A 16,642-nucleotide genomic window follows, 5' to 3' on the forward strand; every position below is an offset into this window, starting at 1 on the left:
ATTAAACATCTATTAACTGTATATTTAATTTTTATCCCAGAATCTTCTAAAATATATAAAGAAAACCCCTGAAAATTCAGAGGTTTTCTTTATATATATTTTTTATCCAATCGACTATAATTCCCCTTGATGTTTAATGTGCTTTTTTTTCTGTTTTAACTCCCAATTTAGGAAATATATCTATGGCTAACTTTGTTGACATAATTGCCAGTAGCGCCGGTATCACCCAACCAAAACCAAATGAACTAAGAGGTATAAGTTCAAAATAACCTCCAATTGCAGGCAGAATTTCATATTTATTGATCAACTCAAATATACTGCAAAATAAGGTTGTATAGGCACCTATTTTAAAAACCAAATTTTCCTTAACTCTAAAGATATTTAGAGATATAAGTACTATGGTTACAGGATAGAGTAACGTCAAAATAGGAACCGCAATTTTCACTATGAATCCAACCCCTGTAGCCGCCAATATCGCTGACAACACACAAACCACTATGGCTGTTACCTTATACGATATTTTTAACCGATTGGAAAAAAAATCAGAAGTTATAGCAACCAAGGCTATAGAAGTTGTCAAACATGCCACCGTTACACAAACTCCAAGGGCAATCTTTCCAAATTTCCCTAGAGTAGCCACAGCAAGATACATCGTCAGCCCTGTTCTATTTAATGTCTGTCCGCTTCCATTTACCATAGACCCCAGGTATAAGAGTCCTCCATATACCAAAGCCATCCCCAATCCTGCTATCAACCCTGACTTCATAATCATAGATTTTTGAACCTTTATATCTGTATACCCGCTTTCCTTAAGTCCCTTTATAACTATTATTCCCAAAAGAACAGAACTAATGGCATCCATAGTCTGATATCCACCTAAAAAACCATAAGAAAATGCACTTTGCTCTATCATTTTTGCCCCTGGTGTTCCTATTTTAAATAAAATTCCCTTTATTATTATAATTGCCAATATACCAAGAATTATCGGAGTAAGATATTTTCCTATTGTATTTATTAATTTAGTAGGCTTTATAACCAACATAAGTACAATGGAAAAATATATAGAAGAAACCAGCAATGAATTTATATTTCCGAAATTTGGTACTATTCCCATCTCATATACTGTAGCCCCAGTCCTTGGAATCCCTAACATTGGACCTATCGCTATAATCAAAAGCATAAAATATACCGTATTAAATTTATCCGATACTTTCACTGCAAAATTATCTATATCACCAACCTGGCTAAAAGCCAGTAGACCACAGACAGGCAGACATATCCCCGTTGCAAAAAAACCTATAGCAGCCTTTAACCACTCTTTTCCAGACACCATACCTATTTCTGGTGGAAATATCAAATTCCCCGCTCCAAAAAACATGGCAAATATTGCTAAACCAAATATAAACACATCTTTATTTTTCATAAAACCTCCTAAAAAAATTTTACTCAAAATTTTATAAACATTATCACTTAAAAAAAATAAACATCTTGATGGTAATTCATTTTATAAATTATCATTCAAAATCCAAACCTGTCCATTTTTTTATAACAACATTACTAAAAAGTCAAGTTCAGTAACACATTAGCTACATCACTTATATACAACTATATTTCGGTTAAATCAATAATTGATTATTTTTTAACAATGTTTTAGTTCATTTTTAATTCAAAACGTTTATTTTTTTAACATTTTAAATAAAAATTATTTTTAGTTTGATATTTTTTTAACAATGTTTTAATAAAAATTATAAATTTTATCACCTAAAGTAAAATAAAAACAATAAATATAAATTTTTCTTAATTATTTGTTATAATTAATATTTTAACTTTACTTTTATCTGATATAGTTGTACTTGATTTTTTCTTGATTTTGCTATATTATATTAGTTATTAAAAATTATGGAGGTATTATGGAAATTTTATTGATTGGATTAGGTATGTTTATCGCTGGATTTATAGACTCTATTGCTGGAGGCGGAGGTCTGATCAGTACTCCTACACTGTTATTAGTTGGTCTTCCCCCACACCTTGCCTTAGGAACAAATAAATTGGCTGCTTCTGCTGGAACAATGGTCAGCAGTCATGAATTTTTTAAAAGTAATAAATTAAATTTTAAATTACTTAAACTTATGATTCCCTTTGCATTTGTAGGAGCAGTTATTGGTGTAACTGCTTTACAATTTATTACGCCTGATATTTTAGAGATGATAATTCCATTTATGATTTTTGGAGTAGCTATCTATACTGTTGTTTCTAAAAAAGTAGGAATGACTAATTCCTTTAATGGATTTACTCCTAAAAATAAATTTTTAGGTAAGGTTTTAACTTCTATATTAGGTTTTTATGATGGATTTTTTGGTCCCGGAACAGGAACATTTTTTATGTTTGGTTTAGTCAAAATCTTTAAATTTGATTTCACCGTTGCTACTGCTAATACTAAGGTTTTAAATTTAACTACCGGTATTGCAGCTCTACTTACTTTTTTATACAATGGACAAGTAGACCTTAGATATGGTCTTATCTCCACTGTATTTATGATCTTAGGTTCTAAATTAGGATCTAAGATGGCTGTAAAAAATGGAGCTAAATTTATAAAACCGATCTTTATCGTTATGTCTTTAGTAATGGCCAGCAAGATGGTTTATGGCATGGTTATCTAATAAAAATTATAAAATATGTAAAAAAAAAGACCTTTGAAATCTTCAAAGGTCTTTTTTATATAAATCACTTGATAAAATTACTTAGTCTCTTCGATTAATTTGTTCATTTCTTCGATTACAACATCTGCATTTAATCCGTGTGACGCGATTCCTTCTCCTAAGCTCTCACCTGAGGCTACCATACAACCTACTCACCCAAGTCCGTATCTTTGGAATACTTGAACGATTACTGGATACTGTTGTACAGCTTCTAATATGTTCATATCTTTATTTACCATTTTTACTCCTCCTAAAATCAATATTATGTTCTCTTAATGTATAAAGTATATATTATCATAGTAATCTTGTCAAGATTAATTAACACTATTTAACAAATCATGAATCCTTACCATTCCTATTAATTTCTGCCCATCTAATACAGGTAAAACTGAGATTTGACTTTCCCTATTTTCCATGAGCTCCAATGCATCTACAGCCATTTTTTCAGCTTCAATATAGGTGAATTTTGAGATCATAATATCCACAGCTTTATAGGTAAAAAACTCCTCTTTATTTCCCAATGCTCTCCTAATATCCCCTTCTGTTATTATTCCTGCCATCTTTTCATCTTCTAACACACAGACAGCTCCTAATTTTTTCTTTGTCATAGTCACTAATATCTCATCTATATTGGTATCTTTTTCTACAACTGCAAGATCAGTTCCACTGTGCATTACATCTTTTACCTTCATAAGGAGCCTTCTTCCTAAGCTTCCTCCCGGATGATACACAGCAAAGTTTTCTGGTTTAAAATTTCTGAGTTTAATAAGTACTGATGCTAAAGCATCTCCCATAACTATAGTCGCTGTAGTCGAACAAGTAGGAGCTATGTTCATAGGACAAGCTTCCCTCTCTACACCTATATCCAATATAGCATCAGATTGCACTCCTAATTTAGAATTTTTATTTCCAGTCATAGCTATTAATTTTGCACCTATTTTTTTTATAGACGGAATTATAGATACCACTTCATCACTGTTTCCTGAATTTGAGATAGCTATTACCACGTCTTCTCTATCTACCATCCCAAGGTCTCCATGAAGACCTTCAGCTGAATTCATAAACACTGTCAACGTTCCTGTAGAAGCCAGGGTTGCAGCTATTTTTTTCCCTACTATTCCAGATTTTCCGATTCCTGTAACAACAACCTTTCCTTTACAGTCCATGATCAGCTTAGCTGTTTTCTCTATCTCTTTTCCTATCTTATCTCTTACTTTTTTTAGTTCCTCTATTTCAATATCAAATATTTCCTGAGCATATTTTTTTATATCCATTATTCCCCCTGTTGTTTTTGTTTATTATATCATTTTTTTTTAGTTTATTCATCTATAAAAAAGAGGATTAAAATATTCATAGAATATTTTAACCCTCTAATAATCTTATACTTGATCTATGCAAGCTACGGGACATACCCCTGCACATGCTCCACAATCGATACACGCATCCTCATCTATCAATCTCTTACCATCTTCTACCTCTGAAATACAAGTTACTGGGCATACATCTTCACATGCTCCACATGAAATACACTCATCTTTTCTTATTCTGTGTGACATTTTTTCCCTCCTTGATTACTTATTATTTCCATATAACTATTTTTAGTATACTCTATAAATTTAAAATATTAAAATAATAATTTATTTTATTTATTTTATATAGATCTTTCCTGAGAGTTCCTCAACCTTAGTTTTTCTAGTCCCAAAATAACCTTTATCTGTAGCTTCGTAATCTACCTTATATTTCTTTCCATCTGGGCTTTCCATCTCCAAAGTTATATAGTATCCATATTTATCACTTCCAGCAGGTTCTATTTTTTTATCCCATTTTTTTTCATAGTCTATCCCATAGGTCACCGGTAATTTCGAAAGATTATATTTATATTCTTTCAATAAAGTTGCACTGACATCAGCCACATACAGGTCGTATCCCCATAATTTAAAAGTTATTTTTGAATCATTCCCAAGATCTAACTCTTCTAAACTATCTATAGTAACCTGGATCATTTGTCTATTAAAAACTAATTTTTCAGTTTTTTTCTCCGCTCTGCTACACCCTATAAAGGTTAAAATTATTAATACTATCAATATTTTTTTCATCCTATAACTCCTCCTCCTATGAGGTATTTACCATAATATAACACCATATGCTGTCCCTTAGCATTTTGGGGATTTTTTTCTTCATATTCAAAATATATCCTGTCTTCCTCACCAGGTTTAGCTACTCTTTTTAACCTTCCCATAAACCCATGACTTGAAAACCTCGGCCTCCCCATGAGTTCTACCTCCAACAATTTATCTATCTCAACTACGAATTTATAGTCTATCAGCTCCACCTCTTTTATAAAGAGTTTTTCATAATCTCCCAAAAGGATCTCATTTTTAGAAGGTCTTATATCCAGTATGAAATAAGGTCTTGGTTTTTTTAGATTCAAACCTCTTCTCTGACCGATAGTATAGAGCTGATATCCATCATGAGTCCCCATTATATTCCCATCTTCATCTACAAAGTTCCCCTTTTCTATCTTATCTTTCAATTTTTCTTGCAGATACCCTTTATATCCTTCTGGAGCAAAACATATCCCCTGGCTGTCCTTTTTATTGTGAGTTACCAATCCTATTTTTTTAGCCATCTCCCTAACCTCTGTTTTTGTAAAGTTATACAATGGAAATTTCATCCTTTTTAGGGTATCTTCATCTAACCTGTAGAGCATATAGGTCTGATCTTTACGTATATCTGCTGCATTTTTTAGGAGATATTTGTCCATGTCTGGAGAATATTCCAAATTACAATAATGTCCTGTAGCTATATATTTGGCTCCTACTGAATCTGCATAATCTATTAGAGTTTTTATCTTTATTCTCTCATCACACACTACACAAGGAGATGGTGTTGTTCCCCCGCTATATCCATCTAAAAAATTCTTAATCACTATATTTTCAAAATCTTCCGACACATCTAAAACTACGTGTTTTATTTTTAATGAATCCGCTACTTTTTTAGCTTCTGCTATCTCACCCTGGGATTTTTTATCTACCTGGAGAGTTACTGCTATTACCTCATATCCCTCTTCCCTCAAAATATATGAGGTTACTGAGGAATCAACTCCTCCACTTAATCCAACTATTACTTTTTCCATTTTTTATTCTCCTTTTTTCGCAATATCCTATGTTTACAAAGTAAACTAATATCTCAAGATTCTTAGATTATGCAATAATCTTTAGAAATCTTGGTGATACCCCTTGCGAGTAGTATATTGGTGATGTCCTTTACGGGTATTATTTTGTCACAGATTTACATCATTTTTTTTACTCTAATTTAATTTTGATCTTCTTCCTCAATATACCTTTCGATATTCCTATCCAAACTCTGTTCAAACTCTACCATTAACTTTCTTTTCAATGCCTTATATTTTTCCGGAGAAATATCCTTATCTATATTTTTTTTCTCCAACTTTTCTTTTTTCTCCTGTTCCTCCTTTATATTCAGGTTTGAACTAAATACAATTCCCAATGAAAAACTCAGGAGTAAAACACCCATTACACTCTCTAATATAGTCAGTGTCTGAGCAGCCAATGATACTGGAACTATCTCTCCATAGCCTACACTGGTTAAGGTTATGAAACTAAAGTACATTCCTCTAAAGTAGAGACCTCCTGCTCCTAAACCTTTTGATACCATTCCATCTAAGGCGTTGGGGTTATTTTCTATCAACAATATATAGAAAAAACCAAAAATTATTCCAAGCGTTATATAAGTTAGAAGAACTATCCCAATATCATCACTCTTAGCTCTCCTCTTACCAGATAAAATATCTACAAATACATATTTAATTATAAAAAATTGGGAGATCAATAAAAGTATTAAATTTAATATTATTACCCATTTTAATGATGTTAAATTATCTCTTGTTAAACCAAATTTTCCTACCATTCCCTCTTCGAAGGAAAAGCTTATCCATATAGGTAAAATTATCAGATAGTAAAATGTAAACCCTATGAAGAACATCGGTCTTCTTTTAGCCATTCTAAATTTAAGTAAAAAATAGGCTATGGGGATTAAATTCATAAATATAGCTAAACTATAATACATTCTAACTCTTAAATTTTCATTTATGTCTGCATCTATCCTCAGGGTAATTCCTAAAAGAATAGAGAGGATCATAAGAATTATTATATTTTTCAGTCCTTTTTTTACTTTTTTTCTCACCAACAGCCTCCTTTATAATTTTATATGAATCTCTCCTACCATAAATTCTTTTATTCCATCTGGAGTTTCTACCTCTAATCTTCCATTTGGTAATATTTTTCCTCCTATACCAGATATTTTAGACCCTAAAAATTCTATCTCTATATTTCTATTCAAAAGATAGTTTTTTTCATTTATCTCGTATAAAATTTCCTTCCATTCTCCCCTTATATATCTGTTCCAATATTTTTCAAATGAATTTACAACTATTTTTATTGTATCCAGAACTTCATATTTCTCACCAGTTGCACTTTTTAAGGAAATGCCATTTTTAGACTCTCCTAAAAATTCTAAATTATTTATATTTATTCCTATTCCTATAATAAAAAAATCTCCTACTTTCTCTACCAAGATTCCAGACAGTTTTTTATCGGAAAGATAGACATCATTGGTCCATTTAAATTTATAGTCTAATTCTACTATATTTTTTAATCCCTCTAACAATGCAATTCCTACAATCAAAGGTAGTTTGCTATACTCTTCCATACTTAGATTAGAGTCTTCCTTTAACGCAAAACTGAATAGTCCTGCTCCTGGGGGAGATACCCAAAGATTTCCTCTACGTCCCCGTCCAGAACTTTGAATATCTGCTATAACCAGATCCCATTGTTTTTTATTTTTTTTTTCCTTCAAATAGTCACTGGTTGATCCCAGCTCATCAAAGTGAAATATTCTCATCCTTTTCCTCCTATTTAGTGAGTAAAGCCAGTATTAAAAAGGACACCGTGATCAGTGTCCTTTAATTGTTTTACTTTACCTTTAGGGGGAACATAAATACATCCCTCTCCTCTTTATTATCGTCTAATTGTCTCTCTATTACAGGAGTTGAAATCAATTCTACTTCCCCCTTATAGATATATTTTTTATCTTCATATAACTCTAAAAGGTGAAGGACAAATCCTTCTTCCTTGGCATTTAGGATAGATTTATTCTGTCTTTTCATCTCCTGGTCACCTTTTTTACCCATTCCGGTAAAATATAAGACATCTCCATCTTTCCTATGTTTATATGAACAATTATTAAATTTAGCCAATAAGACTATCGTATTGGTTTTCTTGCTCTTTCTTACTCCCCCTTGATTAGAGCATAAAAAAGTTTCTGCTATCTCCTTATTTTCTAAAACTTGATCTACCTTTAAATCTTTTATTAACATCTTATATCTCCTTCTTTTATCCTCATCAGACCTCACCTTACTTCCCCTAAGTTAAGAGAAGTAAAAGCCCTTATTTTATTTAAATACCTCTAATCATAAATTCATGTCTATTATAACCCTTTAGGTTTTCTATTTTTTTAGTAAATTATCTAGTATTTCAGGGGTTACCTTATTATAGGTCTCATCGCCTATCTTTACATTAGGACCTTTTCCACATTGGCCAAAGCATCTCTGAGTCATTAATTTGTATTTCCCGTCAGAAGTGATTTCATCTGTCTCTACTCCTAATATTTTTTTAGCTTCTTCCAGGACCTTCCCACTGCCATTATTTTTACAAGCTGTATGAGTGCAGACCTTCACTTCTATAATTTGCTTCCCCTCACCCTTTAGGTGGGGATAAAACTTAATTGTATTCTCAACAGAAAAATCAAACTTATCCATCTTATCTGCAACAAATTTTATCATATCTTTAGATATATAACCCTGAGAATTTTGAATAAATTCCAAAACCTCTAATTCATTATTTTTATCCTCTAAATTTTCTATAATTTTTTCTACCTCTTTATGTAGATCCATATTTCCCCTCTCCTTTTATCTTTCTATTCTGTAGCTCCACCTTTTCCGTCTATATCTATTGTCTCTTCTGGATCTGTTGCTGCCTTTTCCATATAGGTAGCTCCTCCGTTTCCATCTATTTCAGAATAACCACTACCAAAGAGTCCCTCATGAGTTTTCAAGATTTTTTTAAAGGTTCTATGTAAATTTTTAGAAGTATATGTAGCTCCTAAAAATCCATCAACTTCTTTATTAAACTTATAGCTGCTATCTCTTCCTATCCACTGATCTTGCCAGTAAGAAGAAGAGATCTGATCCCCTAATCTCCATGTTTCCTTCTCATGAGTTATTGTCAGCCCTTTTATCCTGTGTTCTGTGTCTACAGCCAGATCAAAACCTATCCTTTCCTTTCCATATCCCTTGGAGTCCCCTACAACATAAGTTCCTACATTCAGATCATCTTTTTTTAAGGGATAATAGACAAATCCATTCTCAATTATTTTATCTTCAAACTCCACATCACTTCCGAAATATTTTCTTAAATTTATATAGTTTATCCCCTTAGGAATCATCTTCTCATCTTCATAGGTAATCACATAAAGTGCTCCCATTATAGCTAAACCACTGATCGAAATTAATTTTAAAAGTTTAATATATGGATAAGATTTGGCAAAGACTCTATTTGGAGTATATCTATTGACTATAGGAACCATTAAATTTGCTCCTAATACCCCCATGGTTATCCCTGTGGGCTGACTGGTAAACTCCGTTATCCCGAAAATCAATATTCCCATCAACATCAGATAAAAACCATATCCTACCCTGGTATACGGGCTGGTAACTGGATCTGTCGCTATAAATACCGAAGCAAACAATCCTCCACCTAGAATCATATTTACAAATGGATTAGGAGAAACAAAATTATTCAACATATATATTGTTCCCAGTAAAATTACAGGGCACTCCCACCTTATGGTTTTTTTATAGACCAGATAAACATACCCTAAAAAAACTGCTATCATAGAACTTTCTCCGATACTTCCCAGCCTGTTCCCCAGGATTAAATCCCTATAAAATAAAGGTTCTCCTAAGTCACTTATAATTTTAGAAAGCCCTCCATATTTTATCACAGGGTAGAGGGATACACCGGCGGTTCCATCAAAGTTATTTACCTGATAAAGATACATGGGAAATAATATCATTAAAAATAACCTTCCCAAGATTGCCGGATTAAATAAATTTTTTCCCAGCCCTCCGAATATATATTTACTTGAAATAGCTACAACTCCTCCTATTCCTGCTACATAAAATGGAGTTGTAGACGGGAGAGACAGCCCCAGAATCAATCCGGCTATTATCCCGCTCCCATCACGCATCCTGTCTTTTTTTATATTTTGCCAAAAAATTTCAGTAAAAAATGAAAATATTACTGTCCCTAACAGGATCTTTACTGCTGCTATCCCATAGAAGTAGATGCTCACTGCCACACATGGAAGAAGAGCTATCCCGACTTCTATCATAATATTTTGAGTTGTATTCTCTGAACTGATATAAGGAGCTGTCTTAATCATCGCTATCCCTTCCCTTTTCCAACCCTAAAAATATAGCCTCCATCAGAGGAACCTGACTGGGGCATATGTATTCACAGCTGCCGCATTTTATACAGGAAGACAGGGAAAATTCTTTTTCCATCTGATGATACTTCCCTTTTTTTGCCAGTCTGTCATATTCTAGTGGAAGCAGTCCCATAGGACACACATCTACACACCTGCCACACCTTATACAGGGTAATTTAGGAGGAAATTTTCCCTTCCCTAAGGCCAAAATTCCATTCATTCCTTTAGAGGTAACATCTGTTTCCCCTATTTCATGACCCATCATAGGCCCACAGGCTATGATTTTATCCGCTGTATCCTCTTTAAGCCCTACATAATCTAAAATATTTTCTATTGGTGTTCCAATAGGAATCGATAAATTTTTAGGATCTCTTATCCCTTCTCCAGATACTGTAACTATACGTTCGACTATTGGTGTTCCATGGGTTACCCCTCTGTAGATAGCCAGAATAGTCCCTACATTTAAAGTTATAGCCTCTAGCTCCCTTGGAAAAGATTTTATTTCCTTTTTCAGCAGAGCTTTTATAAGCTGTTTTTCTCCTCCCTGGGGATATATAGTTGGTAATTTTTGAACCCTTATCTCCTGATATTCCTTTACGCCTTCTTCCATTTTTTCAATGGCCTCGGCTTTATTTTCCTCTATACCTATTATTCCTTCTTCCATCTCAAATGTTGTCATAAGAATTTTTATTCCCTCTAAGATTTCATTTGTATTTTCGATCATTATCCTGTTATCAGCATTTAAATATGGTTCACACTCAACGCCATTTATTATGATAGTTTTTAACTTGCCTTCCAGTTTGATATGAGTAGGAAAGGTAGCTCCTCCAAGACCTACTATCCCCAGATCATCCACCAATTCCTGTAATTTTTTAGGAGTAAAACTCTGTAGCTTTTTCCTCTTAAATTCTTCTCCTAAAAAATCATTTTCTATAGTTATCTCTTCTGCTTCCCGTCCCTTTATATGAATTTTTTTTATATGGGTAACTTTCCCTGAACAAGGAGAATGAATAAAGGCAGAAAATTTCACCTCTGCTCTACCTATCTTTTGGTATTTTTTTACTTGATCTCCTACTTTAACCATGACAGTCGCAGGGACGCCTATATGCTGCAGGGTCGTTACTCTATACGTCCCGACCTCTGGCATCTGTTCAATTTTTTTATCGGAAGTTATCTCTTTCTCTCTGGGGTGGATTCCCCCTCTAAAAAATGTAGGTTTTAAAAACATGACCTTCCCCCTAAATCTATAGTTTCATCCTATGATCTCCAGTCTTTCCAGACTCTGCCTTCTCCACTAAAAATTCCATCATTTTTTTAAATTTCTTACTCGAACTTGTAGCCCCTGCTACAATATCGATCTCCGGCATTTGAAAATCATCTTTTCCTATAGATTTTTTTTCCAAACCTTCCATAAAATTTTCAGTCAGTACTACCGAATATTCCTTGGGATCAGTTCCTGATTTGGCCCTCATCTTCTCATTATATTTTACATCTTGGCTGACTAATTTCCCTGCTTTATTAACCTTATCAGTTGTAACTTCCACTATCTTTCCGTCTTCTACCCTAATACCTGCAGTTGAGGCCCATCCATGGGGATATTCATCCTGCTGTACAAAATACTCCCCGTCCATCAATTGTGCTCCTAAAATACTTGTTGCCATAATTAGATATAAAATTATTTTCTTCATAGTACCCCCTATTTTTATAATTTAATTTTATGTTTTCCTGTATCTCCAGACTCTGCCTTTTTCACCAAAAATTTCATCATCTTTTTAAATTTTTTGCTGGAACTTGTAGCTCCTGCCAGAGTATCTATATATGGCATCTGAAAATCAACATTTTCCATAGATGCTCCTGCCACGGCATCTCTTTCTTTCAATGAATTCATAAATTTTTCAGGGACTCTCATTGAAAACTCTTTCATATCGGTTCCAGTTACAGCCAGCATCTCCTCATTATACTTTTTATCCTCACTGACAAAGTTTCCCTTTCTGTCTACCAGGTCTGCCACTACTTCTACTATCTCACCATTTTTTACCCTAATACTGGTAATTGCCGCATATCCATCTGCATAATATTTGGCTTCCTGTGCTACATAATGTCCATCCATCAATTGTGCTCCTAAAATACTCGTTGCCATAATTAGATATAAAATTATTTTCTTCATAGCTTCCTCCTATTTTATAATTTACTCTTAATGAAACCAACCTTCAAACTTACCTATTTTCCCTTGTTCAGATTTTTTTATTAAAAACACAGTCATTTTATTAAACTTATTACACACGACTGTGGCTCCTGCTATGGTGTCTACCCTGGACATCTTATAATTTCCAGCTTCTTTTAGTTTTTTCATATACTCTTTTTGGAGTTCTGCATATGGATCTATTCCCCCTGTATCTTTTAAAACTACCTTCAAATCTTTTTCATCTTGACTAATTAACTTCCCGTCTTTAGTTACCATATCTACATTTACCCAGTCAATTTGATTATTTTTTACCCTCAAATCCACCTTGGTTCTCCACTTTTTTCCCCTTACCACATTTTCTACAACCGAATAATTCCCATCTGTCAATTTAGTGGCAAATACAGCCGTTATTAAAATGAAATATACAATTATAACTTTCAATTTTCCCCCTTATAGTTTTCTCTAACTATCCTTCCAAAATAGCAGTTGCCGTTGCATATTCCTTAGAATGGGAGATGCTTAAATTTAATTTCCCTTTATATTTTTTGACCAGTTTATCCGATAGATAAACTACAGGTTTTCCCAAATCATCATTTAAAACCTCTATATCCAGCAGTCCGAATTCCCTGACACCAGTTCCAAAGGCCTTTGAGATAGCTTCCTTGGCTGCAAATCTGCCTGCATAACTGGGATATGGATTTTTTTTCTGTGAAATATATTCTATCTCTTTTTTCGTATATACCTTCTCTAAAAAAGTAGAAGTCCTTTCAATAGCTTTTTTTATCCTGGAAATTTCTACTATATCCGTTCCTAATCCTATAATCATGGCAATCCACCCTTTCCCTTTATGGTTTTCCCTTTAGGGAAAACCAACATATTATATAAGAGATAGATTACTTAGTAATCTATCTCTTAACTTTTTTGATTAAAAAATAAATTTTAGTTTTTTTCAAAAACATCTATATTTACATCTACCGTTATCTTTAATTCCGATAAATTTAATAGTCTTTCCACTCCATCCTTAGGACTTTTCCACCTATAGGGAGTCATATCAAATAAACTTTTTATATCTTTTCCTTCTTCTAATTCAGTTTCATATCTTACATTTATCAACTCTTCATGACTATATCCATCTACAATATCCTGGGTAGGTCTATAATATTCCATCTTCAGCGTGTCATATACTACTTCTTTAATTTCTACCAAATGGTATTCTCCCGTACTGACAGTTATTAATTTCCCGCCTTTTTTTAACACTCTTTTATATTCTACAGGATCTATATAACTAAACATACAGATCACATAATCCAATGATTCACTTGCAATGGGAAGTTTTGATCCACTTGCCACGATCCATTCAATCCCCTTATAGGCTCTTGCAGCATGGATAATTCCTTCTTTGGATATATCTATTCCTACAATGTGAGAATCAATATTTTCCTCATCTAGGCTGTCTCTCAAAAGATTAGTATAATATCCCTCCCCGCAACCTATGTCTAAGATATTTATACCACTTTTATTACCTATCTCCTTTTTTATCCTTTCATTCAAAGTTACTGATATTTTTTTATAATATCCCTTCTCCAAAAAGTTTTTTCTGGAGACTATCATCTCCTTATCATCCCCAGGGTTTTTACTCCTCTTCTCGTTAGACATATGAAGATTCACATACCCCTGCTTTCCCATATCAAAGGTATGATTATTTTTACATTTATAACTTTTCCCAATTCTATTTAATTCATCCTGACATACAGGACACTTTAATATACTCATATCTATTGCACCTCTTCCTTTAATGGTTTCTTCTCACATTTAAAATAAATTTTATAAACTAGAATTCATTTTAATAATCGTGAGACCTCACCTATTTTTATATAAGAGGTAGATGCTTCGCATCTACCTCTTAACTATTTTGTTAAATTCTTAAACCTTTCCTACTTCTTTTTGAATCAGACCTCATCCCTTCTCCTAACGACATTTAAAAATCACTTTTTGTCTATAATAGATTTCTAATAATCGTCGCCATGCAAGGGTACCCATTAGGGCAAATAAGGTATAGATAGAAGGTCTAGATCCCATAAATTTTCTTGGCATTTTCCGTAGTCACTCTCACTACTTCTTCATAGGATACTTCCTTTATCTCAGCTATCTTTTTGGCTATATGTTCCACATACATAGGATGATTTCTCTTTCCTCTGAATGGTGTAGGAGTCAGATATGGAGAATCTGTTTCCACTAGCAGCCTGTCTAAAGGTATCTTTGATACTGCTTCTACAAGTTTTTTGGCATTTTTAAAGGTAATCACTCCTCCTACTCCAAAATAATAATTATCCATAAGTTCTACTGCACTCTCATAAGAACCTGGATAGCAATGAACTATCCCTTTTATTTCAGGATATTCCTTTAAAATTTCCAAAGTATCATGGGTAGCTTCTCTCGTATGGATAACTACCGGTTTATTTACTCTTTTAGCCATCTCTAGCTGTTTTCTAAATACAGCTTTCTGATCCTCTTTTTCATCCTTCATCCAGTGATAGTCCAGTCCTATCTCACCTATTGCTACCACCTTGGGGTGATCAGCTAACTTCTCTAGTTGCCCTTCTAATTCATCATTATATCCATTTATATCTGTAGGGTGAACTCCCACCACAGCATACATAAAATCGTATTTGTCTGCCAAATCTATCGACCTTTTAGAAGAATCTAGATCGTAGCCGATATTCACCGCAAATTCTAAGTTCTCTTCTATATCCTTTAAAATATTATCCCTATCCTCATCATATCTATCGCTGTCTATATGACAGTGTGTATCTACTAATTTCATATTTACCTCCAAATTATAAGCTTTTTTGAATACAGATTAATTTCTTTAATCATTAAAAATTCACCTCTAAATATATAAAATAAACCGAGTTAATTATATATATTTATATCAAAATTCTTTTATTTTTACTTTAATTTATTATATCATATAAAGAAAAGACTACTAAATTTAGTAGTCTTAAATTCTATCCTAATAATTCTTCTTTTACGAATGAATATTTTTTTCTACAGAAATGACACTCTACCTCTAATTCAGGTTTTTCTGTGAATATTTCCTCTAATTCTTCTCTTTTTATAGTAATTAATCCCTTGTAAAACTTATCTTTATTACAATTACATCTATAAGAGACCTTATTTTCTTCATAGATACTATAATCTTCAATCAGTGCTAATTCATCCTGTGAATCCATATCGTCGTAGATTAATTTTGCTATCCTCTTTAAGCTCATACCACCTGCTAATAATTCAGTCATTGGTCTCATAGCTTTTATCTTAGCTTCTAACTTTGTGATGAAGTTATCGCTGGCATCTGGTAACAGTTGAATCATATATCCACCAGCATTTTTTACCCTCATGTCAGGACCTAATGATACTCCTAATACTACTACAGATGGTGTTTGTTCCGATGTATAGTAATAATAAGCGATATCTTCTCCGATCTCACCACTAGTTATTTGTGATACCCCTACATATGGCTCTTTCAACCCCATATCTTTTATCACAGTTAATGCTCCTCTTCCTACTAAGTCTCCGACTTTAGGAACTTCTCCTTCTTTTAACTCTAAGTCAACTTCTGGATCACTCAAATACCCCTTTACATTTCCATTGGCATCAGTAGTAGCTAACATCTGTTTTAATAAACCATCTGTATTTGTTCTTATAGTTAATAAGTCATCTCCCTTTAGAGTCGCACCCATCATAACTGCTCCTGTCAAAAATCTTCCAAAAGCCTTTATTGCTGTAGGACTGCATTTGTGGATATCCAATGCTTCCTGCACTATATCCTTTGTATCAACTATAAAAAATCTTGCATTTTTACTTGAACCTCTTAATAATTTCCCCATATTTATCTCCTTTTATTAAATCACTATTAAATCAAACTTTGTTCTTCATAGATGATTTTTTATCCTTTATTTTTCTATTTTATTTTATAATTTTCTAAAGGTAATTATATCAGATAATACACTTTTTTTCAATCTGACAAATCTTTTGACCTAATATTTTATACGATCTGTTATGCCCCTAAAAAATAAATAATTTTTTTGTCTGTCTCAAAGCCTTTTAATCTTCCAATTCCTACCTTTTGGTAACTACACCACCAAAAAGTGCCTTCTTTTTTTTCTAAAAATTTTAATATATACTAGTC

Annotated in this window: 19 protein-coding genes and 1 pseudogene; 1 reads left to right on the forward strand and 19 read right to left on the reverse strand. The window is 33.0% G+C overall.

All coding sequences use genetic code 11. The features are described 5' to 3' along the window. Window positions 1-133: 133 nt before the first annotated feature. A complete protein-coding gene (brnQ, locus tag K337_RS0111140) occupies window positions 134-1,423 on the reverse strand; it encodes a branched-chain amino acid transport system II carrier protein (RefSeq protein WP_037029353.1) in 1,290 nt (429 codons plus the stop codon). 487 nt (window positions 1,424-1,910) lie between these two features. Here brnQ and K337_RS0111145 point away from each other — a divergent pair, with 487 nt between their 5' ends. After that, complete coding sequence (locus K337_RS0111145; RefSeq protein WP_028856679.1) at window positions 1,911-2,660, forward strand: TSUP family transporter; 750 nt, start codon at window positions 1,911-1,913, stop codon at window positions 2,658-2,660. Between the two features lie 77 nt (window positions 2,661-2,737). Here the strand turns inward: K337_RS0111145 and K337_RS18345 are convergent. From K337_RS18345 to hslO, 18 genes and pseudogenes are all read right to left on the reverse strand, one after another. Further along, window positions 2,738-2,938, reverse strand: a pseudogene (locus K337_RS18345) (DUF1858 domain-containing protein). Between the two features lie 75 nt (window positions 2,939-3,013). Then, on the reverse strand, window positions 3,014-3,973 hold the full coding sequence (locus K337_RS0111155; RefSeq protein WP_037029355.1) for a KpsF/GutQ family sugar-phosphate isomerase: 960 nt from the start codon (window positions 3,971-3,973) through the stop codon (window positions 3,014-3,016). A 105-nt stretch (window positions 3,974-4,078) separates the two neighbouring features. Continuing rightward, window positions 4,079-4,255 carry a 4Fe-4S binding protein gene (locus K337_RS0111160; RefSeq protein ID WP_028856681.1) on the reverse strand — a complete coding sequence of 59 codons (177 nt, stop codon included), beginning with the start codon at window positions 4,253-4,255 and terminating at the stop codon, window positions 4,079-4,081. Between the two features lie 90 nt (window positions 4,256-4,345). Beyond that, window positions 4,346-4,795, reverse strand: coding sequence for a hypothetical protein (locus tag K337_RS0111165; protein WP_028856682.1), 450 nt, complete (start codon window positions 4,793-4,795; stop codon window positions 4,346-4,348). Then, complete coding sequence (gene mnmA / locus K337_RS0111170) at window positions 4,792-5,835, reverse strand: tRNA 2-thiouridine(34) synthase MnmA (protein WP_028856683.1); 1,044 nt, start codon at window positions 5,833-5,835, stop codon at window positions 4,792-4,794. Before mnmA ends, K337_RS0111165 begins: the two co-directional genes overlap by 4 nt. 179 nt (window positions 5,836-6,014) lie before the next feature. Further along, window positions 6,015-6,905 (reverse strand): potassium channel family protein, encoded by an 891-nt coding sequence (locus tag K337_RS0111175; protein WP_028856684.1) that lies wholly within the window; start codon window positions 6,903-6,905, stop codon window positions 6,015-6,017. A gap of 12 nt (window positions 6,906-6,917) precedes the next feature. Further along, a complete protein-coding gene (locus K337_RS0111180; RefSeq protein ID WP_028856685.1) occupies window positions 6,918-7,622 on the reverse strand; it encodes a biotin--[acetyl-CoA-carboxylase] ligase in 705 nt (234 codons plus the stop codon). Between the two features lie 70 nt (window positions 7,623-7,692). After that, window positions 7,693-8,097: an SRA domain-containing endonuclease gene (locus tag K337_RS0111185; protein WP_028856686.1), complete on the reverse strand. Its 405-nt coding sequence runs from the start codon at window positions 8,095-8,097 to the stop codon at window positions 7,693-7,695. A gap of 129 nt (window positions 8,098-8,226) precedes the next feature. Further along, on the reverse strand, window positions 8,227-8,673 hold the full coding sequence (locus tag K337_RS0111190) for an NADH-quinone oxidoreductase subunit NuoE family protein (RefSeq protein ID WP_028856687.1): 447 nt from the start codon (window positions 8,671-8,673) through the stop codon (window positions 8,227-8,229). 23 nt (window positions 8,674-8,696) lie between these two features. Further along, on the reverse strand, window positions 8,697-10,223 hold the full coding sequence (locus tag K337_RS0111195) for an RnfABCDGE type electron transport complex subunit D (protein ID WP_028856688.1): 1,527 nt from the start codon (window positions 10,221-10,223) through the stop codon (window positions 8,697-8,699). Then, window positions 10,216-11,496: an electron transport complex subunit RsxC gene (gene rsxC / locus K337_RS0111200; protein WP_028856689.1), complete on the reverse strand. Its 1,281-nt coding sequence runs from the start codon at window positions 11,494-11,496 to the stop codon at window positions 10,216-10,218. Before rsxC ends, K337_RS0111195 begins: the two co-directional genes overlap by 8 nt. 16 nt (window positions 11,497-11,512) lie before the next feature. After that, window positions 11,513-11,956: an FMN-binding protein gene (locus K337_RS0111205; protein WP_028856690.1), complete on the reverse strand. Its 444-nt coding sequence runs from the start codon at window positions 11,954-11,956 to the stop codon at window positions 11,513-11,515. Between the two features lie 14 nt (window positions 11,957-11,970). After that, entirely contained in the window at window positions 11,971-12,435 is a 465-nt protein-coding gene (locus K337_RS0111210) for a hypothetical protein (RefSeq protein WP_028856691.1), read from the reverse strand. Between the two features lie 27 nt (window positions 12,436-12,462). After that, complete coding sequence (locus K337_RS0111215) at window positions 12,463-12,894, reverse strand: hypothetical protein (RefSeq protein ID WP_028856692.1); 432 nt, start codon at window positions 12,892-12,894, stop codon at window positions 12,463-12,465. A 25-nt stretch (window positions 12,895-12,919) separates the two neighbouring features. Beyond that, a complete protein-coding gene (acpS, locus tag K337_RS0111220) occupies window positions 12,920-13,279 on the reverse strand; it encodes a holo-ACP synthase (protein WP_028856693.1) in 360 nt (119 codons plus the stop codon). 113 nt (window positions 13,280-13,392) lie between these two features. After that, window positions 13,393-14,226 carry a putative RNA methyltransferase gene (locus K337_RS0111225; RefSeq protein ID WP_037029357.1) on the reverse strand — a complete coding sequence of 278 codons (834 nt, stop codon included), beginning with the start codon at window positions 14,224-14,226 and terminating at the stop codon, window positions 13,393-13,395. A 295-nt stretch (window positions 14,227-14,521) separates the two neighbouring features. Continuing rightward, window positions 14,522-15,277 (reverse strand): TatD family hydrolase, encoded by a 756-nt coding sequence (locus tag K337_RS0111230; protein WP_028856695.1) that lies wholly within the window; start codon window positions 15,275-15,277, stop codon window positions 14,522-14,524. A 184-nt stretch (window positions 15,278-15,461) separates the two neighbouring features. Beyond that, on the reverse strand, window positions 15,462-16,340 hold the full coding sequence (hslO, locus tag K337_RS0111235) for an Hsp33 family molecular chaperone HslO (protein ID WP_028856696.1): 879 nt from the start codon (window positions 16,338-16,340) through the stop codon (window positions 15,462-15,464). Between the last annotated feature and the right edge of the window lie 302 nt (window positions 16,341-16,642).

Source organism: Psychrilyobacter atlanticus DSM 19335 (genome assembly GCF_000426625.1).
GTDB lineage: Bacteria > Fusobacteriota > Fusobacteriia > Fusobacteriales > Fusobacteriaceae > Psychrilyobacter > Psychrilyobacter atlanticus.